The 11,398-nt window shown below is 68.9% G+C and carries 7 protein-coding genes; 5 read left to right on the top strand and 2 right to left on the bottom strand.

The features are described 5' to 3' along the window. Positions 1-12 precede the first annotated feature (12 nt). A complete protein-coding gene (locus tag B6S44_RS15985) occupies positions 13-294 on the bottom strand; it encodes a hypothetical protein (RefSeq protein WP_129157888.1) in 282 nt (93 codons plus the stop codon). A gap of 212 nt (positions 295-506) precedes the next feature. On the opposite strand from B6S44_RS15985, the gene B6S44_RS15980 reads away from it, so the two are divergent. The 3 genes from B6S44_RS15980 to B6S44_RS15970 all read left to right on the top strand — a co-directional run bounded on the left by B6S44_RS15980 (position 507) and on the right by B6S44_RS15970 (position 4,650). After that, positions 507-1,934: a cytochrome P450 gene (locus B6S44_RS15980; protein WP_129157887.1), complete on the top strand. Its 1,428-nt coding sequence runs from the start codon at positions 507-509 to the stop codon at positions 1,932-1,934. A 329-nt stretch (positions 1,935-2,263) separates the two neighbouring features. Beyond that, a complete protein-coding gene (locus B6S44_RS15975; protein ID WP_206735173.1) occupies positions 2,264-2,755 on the top strand; it encodes a glycine zipper domain-containing protein in 492 nt (163 codons plus the stop codon). 161 nt (positions 2,756-2,916) lie between these two features. Beyond that, entirely contained in the window at positions 2,917-4,650 is a 1,734-nt protein-coding gene (locus tag B6S44_RS15970) for a hypothetical protein (protein WP_129157886.1), read from the top strand. A 16-nt stretch (positions 4,651-4,666) separates the two neighbouring features. Here the strand turns inward: B6S44_RS15970 and B6S44_RS15965 are convergent, their stop codons facing one another. Then, positions 4,667-5,242, bottom strand: coding sequence for a hypothetical protein (locus tag B6S44_RS15965; RefSeq protein WP_129157885.1), 576 nt, complete (start codon positions 5,240-5,242; stop codon positions 4,667-4,669). A gap of 215 nt (positions 5,243-5,457) precedes the next feature. Here B6S44_RS15965 and B6S44_RS15960 point away from each other — a divergent pair, with 215 nt between their 5' ends. Continuing rightward, positions 5,458-7,812 carry a hypothetical protein gene (locus B6S44_RS15960; RefSeq protein WP_129157884.1) on the top strand — a complete coding sequence of 785 codons (2,355 nt, stop codon included), beginning with the start codon at positions 5,458-5,460 and terminating at the stop codon, positions 7,810-7,812. Further along, positions 7,809-11,348, top strand: coding sequence for an acetate and sugar kinases/Hsc70/actin family protein (locus B6S44_RS15955; protein ID WP_129157883.1), 3,540 nt, complete (start codon positions 7,809-7,811; stop codon positions 11,346-11,348). Before B6S44_RS15960 ends, B6S44_RS15955 begins: the two co-directional genes overlap by 4 nt. Positions 11,349-11,398 lie beyond the last annotated feature (50 nt).

Below are 11,398 nucleotides of genomic sequence, written 5' to 3'. Positions count from 1 at the left end.
CGACTGTGCTGCTCAGCGGCGCATCGCCTCGGCGAGGCGCGGCGAGAAGGTCCGGGTCGGCCGGCGGACCACGACGACGGAGCGGTTCGGCGTCATCACTGTGGTGCGGTGCGCGGCCTTGCGGATGAAGGGGACGACCTCGGCAACGGGCACGCCCATCAGCTGGGCAGCGAGCTCGGCCTGCTGCTCCGGCGAATCGCTCATGCACTGCGCCGCCGTCACCGCCTCTTCGAGAGTCGGCAGTTCGACGCGGGGGCGCAGGATGCGCGGAGGGGGATTCTTGTATTCGGGCATCTCAATGGCTCCTTGGACGCCTAAAATAGCACTTATTGTGCACTGCACAAGATTGCGCGGATTATTCTCTGCAATGCAACAATCACAGGACGGGCTGGCACGCGACTTGCGCCTTTGGAATGCCTAAAACCGGCAAGAGACTGTGACTCTCAGAGCCGTATCCGATCGGGCTGGTCCGTCCTGGCCGATTTCGGCTCCGCGAGGAGAGAGCCATGATCACAGCGGATGCCGCCATGCCTGCGGCGCAAGCCCGCCGGCGGCGCCCACCGGCTCCGGTGCCGGAAGAACGCGAGTTCGGCCGTCTCGAACTGCTGCTGCGCTTGCGCCGCAACCCGTTGACGATCTGGCGCACTCGGCATTTCCGCGAGCCGATCGTCGCCGGTGAGGGCCTGTTCGGCTACGGCGTCGTCGTCTCCGATCCCGACGTCGTCCGGCATGTGCTCGTCGAGAACGCAGCCAACTACCGCAAGGACGATCTCCAGCGCACCATCCTGGCGCCCGGGCTCGGCGAAGGCTTGCTGACCGCCGAGGGCGAAGCCTGGAAACGGGCGCGGCGGACATTGGCGCCGCTGTTCACGCCGCGCTCCGTCGCGGCGCTGGCCGAACGCATGGTCGCGCCGGCCGAGCGGACCGTCGCCCGCATGCTGCGCCGGCGCCCTGGCCGCATCATCGATGTCTCGACCGACATGACGCGCGTGACCTACGACATCCTGGCCGAGACGATGTTCTCGAACGCGATCGCCGGTGACGCCGACGCTTTCAGCAAGGCCCTGACCCGCTATTTCGAGACGCAAGGGCGGATCGATCCGCTCGACGTGCTCGGTGCGCCGGCCTGGCTGCCGCGGATCGGTCGCTGGATGGCACGGCCGGCGATCTCGTTCTTCGAAGCGCAGGTCAAGGCGATCATCGCCGAGCGGCAGGCGCTGCATGCCGGTGGAGCATGGCGGCCAGAAAAGCCCGACCTGCTCGACGCGCTTCTCGCCGCGCGCGACCCCGAGACAGGCACAGGGCTCAGCGAGGCCGAGGTCGGCGCCAACATCGTCACCTTCATCGGCGCCGGCCACGAGACGACCGCAAACGCCCTGACCTGGTCGCTCTATCTCGTTTCGCTCGCACCGGACGTACGCGATGCGCTCGAGGCCGAGATCGATGCAGCCGGTGAGGATCTCGCAACGGCGGCCCTGTCCGGCGAGGGCCTTGCCCTCACCCGCGCGGTGATCGAGGAGGCGATGCGCCTCTATCCACCCGTCCCGTCCCTGTCGCGAACGGCCCTGGCCGACGATGTCGCGGCCGGACATTGCGTGATCCCGAAGGGTGCTCTGGTCGTGGTCTCGCCCTATCTTCTGCATCGGCACGAGACGCTATGGCAGGCGCCCGACCGTTTCCGGCCCGAGCGTTTCCTGCCCGGGGCCCGTGAGACCATCCCGCGCTATGCCTATCTGCCGTTCGGCGCTGGCCCTCGAATCTGCATTGGCCAGCAATTCGCCATGGTGGAAGCGGTGATCGTGCTCGCCATGCTGCTCCGGCACCTGCGCTTCGACTATGCGAACGAGGAGGCGCCAATGCCGACCCAACGCATCACGCTGCGCCCACGTGACGGGATGCCGATGCGCGTGACGGAGCGTCGCTCATCGCAGTGAGGACGCAGCGGACCCGCGGCGAATTAACCACAGCTGCCGGAAAAGCATTAAAGATGAACCTCGGGTTTTTAAAGATATCGTGCCGCCGATCGCCGACACACCGGAGCAGCGGCTATGCGGCAGCCCGTCAGTCCCGGTTTTTCTTGGCTTTCAGGGCAGGTTCCGGCCTGCGAACATTTTAAAGATTGTCGAAATCGTCACAAACTGCACTGGCTCTTGCCCAGAAATGGCCAATATGGAAGAGATGCCGGGTGTGGCGCCGTATGGTCTTGCCCGGGTTTTGCGAAACTGGCTCTACCGGATGCAAGAGCTGCCAGATTGCAGGCGCCATGGCTTTTGGAAACAACCTTTACTGGGGTGACGTGATGCATGCCAAGACCATGAAGGCCGGAACCATCCTCGTCGCGGGTGCCCTCGCACTCGGCGGCTGCACCGGGTCGCAAGAGCGTGTCGCTGCGGGTGGCGCATTGGGCGCCGGCGCCGGCGCCCTGATCGGCGGCGCAGTCGGCGGCGGCCGCGGTGCCCTGATCGGCGCCTTGATCGGCGGCGTTGCCGGCCTCGTCATCGCCGACGCGATCGAGAAGGAGCGCGCTCGCGAGGCGGCTTACATCGCCGCGCGCTCGGGTGGCTCGAACGTCCAGAGCTTCCGCAATTCGAGCGGCCAGGCTGTCACCGTCCGCGCCCGTACCGTCCGCACCTACAACAACAGCCAGGGTCAGCGCATCCGCGTCGTCGAGCGCAGCGTGACCCGTGAAGGCAAGGCTGCCGGCACCGACCAGGTCGAGGTCAATCTGGCGACCAACGAGGCCTCCGGCATCTGAGCCGCGGGCGAAACGAGAACCGGTCCTCCCTCGCCCGCGAGGGAGGACCCCATGAGTATCGAACCGAGATGATTGCGCGAGCGCTGACCAAACGAGCCCTTTGCCTGACGGTTGCCTGCCTTACGGCGGCATCGCCGGTAGCGGCTACCGCGCAGACGCAGATGATGGCCGGGTTCGACCCGTACAACCCGTTCGGCTCCGCCGCCCAGCTCCTCTGGCAGCGCATCCAGCAGCAATGCCCGCAGCTCAAGCTGCCGGTCGCCATCGGCATCGCCTCGCGCCCTGCGACCCGCGACGCCTTCACGACCGACCAGGGCAACAACATCATGCAGCAGATCCGGGCTGCGTTCTCGAACATCCCTGGCGTCTCGATGGCGCCCTGGCTCGACATCGACCCGATCAAGGGCATCGTCGACACCGGGGTGCTCGACAGCCCGATGGCGGGCAACAGCAAGGAACAGCTCGCCAAGATCCAGATCGAAGTCCGGGCGTCGGGTCAGAAGGTCGGCGCCGCGGCGCGCTTCAACCTGTCGGCGCATGGCTGGAACGGCTATGAGAGTTGCTCGCCGAGCCTCGACCCGTTCACCGTCTCGCAGGATTTCATCGGTGAGGAGTACAGCTCGACCGACGAGCTCTTCAACCGGGTCGCCGCCGGCGTCTGGGCGGCCTCGGTCGACACCTCCAACCCCGTCACGCTCTCGGTCAGGATGCTGAGCGGCTTGCCCGTCAGCCCCGGCTGGCAGGAATTCTTCTCCGACAAGCTGCGGCGCGCGCTGAGCAAGCAGAACGCCGAGGAGAGGGAAACCAAGATCCGGGCCGAACGCCATGTCACGCTCGTGATCGCTCACGACCCCGCCGGCGCCGAGGACAAGCGCTGGGATGGCATGGTCACCGTCGACCCGCGCCCGCTGGGCTATCGGATCTCGGTCAGTGTCAACCGCCGGAATACGACTCCGGTCTCCGAGGACGGGCTGGTCACGCTCGACGAGTTGCCGACGATGCAGCAATGGGCCGCGCTCGGCCCGACGGCTCAGACGCCGCGGCTCGACCAGACACCGATGCGGATCAATGCCCGTATCGAAGGTGGCCGGGCCTTGCAGCAATACCCCTTCCTGGTCGTGCAGGAATCCTATGTCGAGGTCGATATTCCGACCGGCAGCGTCCGTGGGCCGCACCCGACCGTGCCTGTCGACGTGCTCGGCCGCAACAACACCCCGATGAAGACCATCCACATCGCCAATCCGAGCCGCCCGAACCTGCGGCGCTACAAGCTCGGCGCCGGCGAATACACGATCCGGGTCGGCAGCGCCGGCCCCGTCGCGCAGGACTTCCAGCTGCGGGCCCGTGCGGTCGACACCAAGGACATGCTCGTGCCCGAAGCGCCCGGCAGGCTGCTGCGCCGCTTCCAGGACTGGTACGCCAGTGTCTCCGAGGATCCGCGCACCGGCCAGCGCACCTGCTTTGCCTATACCGCAGCGCAGGAGGCAACACCGCGCTATTGGCGCGAACAGGCGCCCTTCATCCTGCTGCAGGCCAGCAGCGGCGGGAATGCCGATCTCCAGCACCTGATCGAGGACAAGCGCTATTACAAGCCCGGGGCGCCCTTCGAGGCGGTGATCAACGAAGGCAGCGCGATGCGCCGGCTCCATGCCACCCCGACCGCTGCCGGCAACTTCATCCGCCCGATGAAGCAAGGCTCGAACGGCCAGCCGATCCTCGATATGGACGCGGTCGCCGGCTATAACAGGGGCACGACTCTGGAGATCAGCGGCACCACGCCCGAGGGGCGCCCGGCTCATGTCGTCTACTCGCTGCAGGGCTACCGCGCCGCCGTCAACGCCATGTCGCTGGAATGCGGCCGGCGCGACCTCGCCAACGCCCTGGTCTGGAAGTAGTCGCCTGCCTATGCGGTCAGGCCAGCGCGAGCGTTGCCTGCGCCGGCCCTGCCCCTTCGCGGGCAGTCTCGAATCGGATCAGGCCGCGACGGATGCCGCTGGCGGCATCGAGCACAGTGGTGAGCGAACGAGCGGAGCGTTCCAGCACGCCGAGCAGCGCCGGGACGAGGCGCGGATCGCTCCAGACATCCTGCGCACGGCGGCCGAACGGAGCCAGGAAGGGCTCGAGCCCGCTCCAGGCGAAAGCGATCTCACGCGGACGCGCCGCAGCTGCGTCGAGGCCGAGCAGGATGCGCTCGATGATCGGGGCCCAGACGCCATCGTCATAGCGGCCGGCAGGCAACAGGACGATCAGCCGCTCGGCATCCGTCAGCGCCGCCTGCGCCGCCGAAGCGGCCTGAGCCGGCTCACGGAACAGGCGCGGCAGCAGACGGGGTGCGAGAAAGCTCGCCGCAATCATGCGCGGCGACCCGTCCAAGGAATCCGACAGCGCCAGCGTGCGGGTCGCGACATCCTCGCCGGCACTGGCCTGGGCGAATGTGACCGGCAAGGCGGCCGGCAAGGCGGCAAAGCAAACCGATTCCGCCGTCATCGCATCTCGCTCCGTTTCAGTGCCCGTGCCGCCGTTCCCGGCAAGCCGGTCCGGCAGGTCTCGAAAGTCGCGGCCAGCCGGCCGCAAGATCAGGCCCGCACAACGAAAGTGGGGACCGGAGCATGTCTTGCAAGACGCCGGACCATCGCGCAAGGTCGCCTCGCGTCATCACGCCTCATTCGTCTTTCCCGGAGCCTGTTTTCGTGACTTCCTCAATGGCGCCTGTCGCCATCATCTGGGACGGGTCGCGCCATGTCGCCGCGATCTGGCGACAAAGCGCTCCGATCCGTTTCCTGGCAGCCGAGGAGGCCGGGGGACGCATCAGCCTGCTCGCCGCCGCCGATGCGGGAACCGCGCCGCTCTACGGCAGGCTGCCGGCGGGAAGCCGGGCCCTCCATGCCGTGACGCTCAACCTGGATGGCCGGCTGACCACGATCCCCGTCCAGCTCGACGAAAAGCTCTCGCTCTCCGAAGCCGACCGGCGCTCGCTCGGCCTTTCGCTCGTGCAGGCGCACCGCGACGCTGACGGTATGCTCGCACTGCAGGATGAGCCGGCCGGCGAACAGGCACAGACCGCAGTCCTGGCCTCGGGCTTCAACCAAGCCAGTGGCTCGGAGGCCGAAGGCTTTCGCCTGCTGGTCGGCCCCTTCCTCAACCCCGAGGACGAGCGGGCCGCCCTGACCCGGATGGCCGCGATCCGTAGCGGCTCGGCGGAAGGATTGACGCTCTCCTTCAGCGGCGACGATGCGCAGGCTGCGCCCGAAGGGCTTCTGGTTGCGCATCTCCCCGCGGCGATGCGCGAGGCCAGGCAGGCTCTGGGCCAGATCGACCAGGAACTCCGGCTTGCCATCGAAGCCGAGCTCGACCTGCTCGCCGCCTCGCTCACCGACCAGCGCGACCTCGATGCGACCGGCCTCGGCCGTCTTGCCGCGCTGCGCCGTGGCTTTCGCCTGCTGCGCCCGCAGGCCCAGCCCGACGGCAGCGCCGGTATCGCTCTGCCCGATTGGATTGAGGGTGACGAGATCATCGTCTTCGCCGCACCGCGCCGCCAGCTGACCTGGACTGGCGAAGGCGAGGCGATCAGCGGTGCGCCGATGACGCTGCGCTGGCAGGACGGGGCCTTCGCCGTCACCTCGCACCGCCAGGGCTATGCCGCCTCGACCGCGACCGGGCTGACGCTCGGCACAAGCGGCGGCAACGCCCTGGTCGTCGCAGAGGCCGGCGCCATCGTGCCGCTGCATGATGATCTTGCTCTCGCCGCAGGCCGGCTTGCCGATGGGTTGTGGCGCGCCACCAGCGCGCTGCGACCGGCACGCCTCGGCACTGCGCTCGACGAGATATCCGGACGCGCGACGCAAGCGCCTGCCGGGCCGCTCGCGCGGCTCGATGCGCGGGCCAAGGACGCCGCGCCGGCAAGCCTGCTCGACGCGCTCGCGGCGACTGCAGGCATTGATCCGGCAAGGACGGACGAGCTCGGCGACCGCTCGCTCGACGAGCAGATCGCCATGCTGCTGCGCGCGATGACGCAGCCGCAGCTCGCGCGGCGTGCTTGCGCCGTGCGCCTCGCCCTGCCTCTAGCCGGTTCGCCTCAGGACGAAGCCAGGCTGGAGCGTTTGCTCGCCTGGTATGAGGACCCCAATCTCCCACAAGTGCTCGCCCGCGAGGCGATGGCGCTGGCCGGCCACGATCGGCGGGCGATGCGCCTGCTGCACGATGTCGCCGCGAGCGCTCATCAGAGCTGGCTCGACACCGGCCTCGCAACCGAAGTCGAGCAGGCCGTAGCGGATGCCGCCACGCGCAGCGGTCAGCGCCGGCTCTCGCCGCTCGACGCCTTGCTGCTCGACCTGCGGCGGCAGCCGCAACGGCAGCCCGCACCAGGCCTCGAAGCGGTTGCACGCATGCGCAGCGAACTCGCCGAGGCAGCGCAGCGGGCGAGCCAGCCGGCAGCGATCACCGACGAACTGGCCCGGCGGCTCGGCGAATTGACGCCGGGCGAGATCGTCCTGCTGCATGGCCATTTCGCCGGCTTGCGACGCGAGGTGGAACAGGCACTCGCGGCCGCCGATCTCATTCGGGGCTGGGAACAGGTGGCCGGGTATCCGGACCTCGCCGCACGAGCCCATCGCGGCGGCGATCCCGTGCGCGGCGCCGAGCGTCTCACGGCGACGAGCCGCCATTTCGCCGGCTCTCTGGCGCATGTCGAGAGCCTCGCTCCGGCTCTGGCCGGCCTCTCGGCACAGATCGATGCCTTGCTCGGCCCCGCAGGCGAAGCGACGGGTCGCGGCCAGGCCCTGCGCGCGACACTCGAAAGTTATAGCCGGCTGCTGTTGGCGCAGATGGTGCTGCGCGAAGCCGACGCCGCCTTCGCAGAGATACCCTTCGCTGCCCGCGCGCTCGCCGATCCCCAGGATACCGGCTTCGGCGCGGCCTATCGCCGGCTCAGGGCCGGTGCAGGCGACATGCTGCCACGCTATCTCGCCGCGGCCGCCGCCTTGACCGATCTCGATCATCACTGGGGCGTTTCGCTTGCAGGCGACGCCGCGGCCACCGCTTCGAGGCAGGACGCATGACCAGCTTGCCCTGCTACAACCTCGAGACCCGGCTGGGGAGCTTTGCCGCGACCATCGCGCTCGACCGCAGCGGCGAATTGATCGACCTCCTCGCCTTCGAGGCGCCGGAGGACATGGTCAAGGCGGTGACGGTCTCGCTGGTCTCGCATGCGCCCAGCCTCGCCAGCGGCATCGATATCGGCTGGCTGCAAGGCAATAGCCTGCTCGACAAGGCCGCGATCCGGGCCGGCGAGCGCCTGGTGCTCGCCTTACGCCGCGACGCGGTGATGCGCGCCGTGGCGAACCACCGGGCCCAGGCCGATGCCGATAGCGACGCCAGCCTGGAAATCGCCTTCTCCACCATCGTCGAGACGGCGAGCGGCACCCGCGCCTCGCCGCGGCGCCTCCTCAAGGTCGCGGCGCTCGCCGGTGCCTCACAGCCGGAGTGGCGGATCGAGCCGGTCGAGATCGACCTGGATTCCCTGCAAGGCGGCAAGCTGCTCGCGATCGGCCAGATCGCCATCGATATACCCCGGGATATCGTGCTCGAAGGCCGGCGCGGCCTGACGATCGAGGCGAGTTGCTTCGGCATCAAGGCGCAGCATCTCTCGCTCGGCGTCGCCGCGCCGATGGATCATTCGGTCTCGCTGCGGCGCTTTCCGGATACCGGCACCGCGACCAGCCGCCACCTGATCTGGCTCGCCGACGCGCCGGCGCTGGCCGGTCAGGAGGTGCGGCTCGATGTGACGCTGACGCGGGACGCCGTGCTCGATTTCGTCGACGAGACGATCCAGGCTAATCCGAGGGCCCCCCTGCAGGCGAGGCTCACCGCCAAGCTCGGTGGCTGGGTCGGCCAGGATGGCGCCGGCCACGATCCGGACGGCCCGGCCAAACCCTGGTCGACCGCACTCGAAGCGCGATCGGTACCGATCCGCAGCCAGAACCGGGGCGAAGTCGCGCTGACCATCGCGGGACAGCACTTCACCTGTCCACTCGGTGGCACCGCACAACTCGACATCACCAGCGGGCTCAACGCCGAGGTCGACCCGGACGACGAGACCTCGATCGTGCGCTGCGACGGGCTGGTGATCGACCTGCGCCGCTGGCCGCTGACCCGGACCGCACCGCTGACGGTCGAGGTCACCAGCCGCATGGGCGAGAGCGAGATCGCCGAGCCGCCGACGCCCTTTCCGCTCGAGATCGTGCGCGAAGGCGATTTCGGCCGGCGCGGCCGCGCTGTCGTGCCGATGCAGAACCTGACCTCGACCCTGTCGCGCGCCGTGCGCACCAGCGGCGCCAATGTGCTGCGTGGCGAGATCACCATCTCGCTGGCGATCAAGTCCGGCGACGAGGGCGGCAAGGCGTTCGCACAGGCGAGCCTGCCGCTGCGCTACAGCCGCCGTGTCCACCGCCTGCCGATCTGCATCGACCTCGGTGCCTCCGCCACCTCGATCTGGTCGGGCGCGCCACGCGCCGCCGGCCGCGCCACCGAAATCCGGCCCCTGGCGCTGGGAACCTGGCTCGCCGCCCATGTCGACCCGCGCCACGGCGAGGCCGCCCTGCAGGATGCCGGCGCCGCGCCGCTGATCCCGAGCCATGTCGGGCTCGATTCCGGCAACAACCTGCGCGCCGACCACGCCCCGCACAGCCTGCCGGACCTTGCTTTGATCGGCACCGATCGCGTCAGCGTGGCGCGCCGGCTCAAGGCTTTCGCACGGCGTTACGATGTCTCCGCCCCGGCCCCACCTCCGCAGCCCGGACTGCCCGAGGGCGGCAAGCGGATCGATTCGTTGAAGCACGCGCTGACCTCCGGCGCGGTCTCGCTGACGTTGAACGAGCAAGTGCACCGCTACGATGCCGCCACCGACAGGGTCGTCGCCACCAACACCGTCGAGATCGCACCGCTGGTCGCCGACGTACTCGACGAGCTGGTCGATCTCTATGTGCTGCGCCTCGGCGAGGATCGCCTGCGGGTCGAGGACCATGCGCCACCACCGGTGGTGCCGCGCATCCTGGTCTCCTGCCCAAGTGGCATCGGCGACGAGATCGCCTCGCGCTACCGCGCCGCGCTCGAACTGTTCTCTCAGCGGCTGGAACGCCTCTTTCCCGGCACGACCAGCTTCCCCGACGCTGCCGTCACCGTGCCCGAAGCCGTTGCAGCGGCACGTTATGTCGCCAGCCTGCCGGAAGTGCGCGCCGCCGTGCCGGACCAAGGTGAGGCGCTGCTCATCACGCTCGACATCGGCGGCGGCACCAGCGACGTCGCACTCGCAAATCTCCGCCGTGACGGCGACCGGCTGAACCATTCGACGCTCGCGACCTTCGGCCTGCCCGTCGGCGGCGACCTGATCGACGAGGCGCTGACCGGCATCGCCGCGATGCTGATCGACCGGGCGATGGAGGGGCAGGACGCCCACTGGCAGCCCGCCTTCGCCGAAGCCTCGCTCGCTCGTGCCATCCAGCGCGAGGATGCCGCCGCGCTGGCGGCGCGCAGCTGGCTGCGCAATGCGGTGAAACAGGCCAAGGCGCGTCTCACCAATCGTCTCAGCGAAAAGGCCCAGACCTCCGGGACACGCTACCGTTGGGATGCCGACGCGGCCGATGAGACGTTCGACCTTATCCTCGCCGAGCTGAGGCCGGATGGCGGACCGGCCGGCCTCTACGTCGCACAGAACGAGCCAAAGCTGGCGGAGGCGGCATCGAGGCCGGGCCTGCGACTTGTGCTTGACAGTCCCGACAAGGCCGGCACCCGCCGCCTGGTGCTTAAGCTCTCGCGCGCTGCGCTGGAGAAAGGTGCCGGCGAGGCCTCGCAGCGCCTGACCGAGATCGGCGCCGTGCTCGGCGGCATGCTGCCGCGCCTAGCCCGTGCCGCCGGCCCGAACCCGGTGCGCCGTCCAACCGTGATCATGGTGCCGACCGGGCGCGCCGCGCTCTGGCCGCCGATCTTCGAGGCGATCGCGGCCGAAGCCGAGGCCAGCCGGGCCGCCTTCCCGTTCGAGCGGCCGTTCTCGCCGGCGGCGATGAAGAAGGCGGTGATCGCAGGCGCCGCCATCCTCGGCATCGAGGGCGACATGGCCGGCAGCACCGTGCAGCACAAGAACCCGCTCGGCATCGCCGCGATGGCAGTGCAGATGCGCGATCTCGGCGCCACCGGCCTGCGCACCGAATTCGCCGCCGAGCGCATCCACTATCTCGGCTACGACATCGCCTCGGGTGCGCGCGTCCATGCCGAGCATGACGAGGCAGCGCCAAGCCTTGGCGGGCGCGCCAATCTCGGCCGCCGCTTCCAGTTCGTGCGAACGATCCCGGGTCTCGACCCACAGGGCAAGGCGCTGTCGCGCCTGCGCCCGCTGCTCGGTGGGCAGGATCCGATGGTGCTGCTCGAAGGCGATTCGATCGTCGAGGCGCACCGGGAAGGGCTCGACGGCTTCGGCGTCTGCGAGATCATCAGCGAAGTGCTCTCGCCATCGAGCCGCAAGGTCACGGTCGTCGCCGCCAATGAGGGCTGGGAAGCCTGCTGGCGGATCGAGCACGACCGCGTCTCGCGCATCTACTAGGATCGCAGGATCGTCATGGCCCGCACGCGGAATCGGCTCTGGCGTTCACA

The organism is Allobosea sp. Tri-44, assembly GCF_004123845.1.
In the GTDB taxonomy this organism is placed as follows: domain Bacteria; phylum Pseudomonadota; class Alphaproteobacteria; order Rhizobiales; family Beijerinckiaceae; genus Allobosea.
The sequence above is the reverse complement of the archived record's forward strand: the minus strand, read 5'-3'. Positions and strand labels throughout refer to the sequence as shown.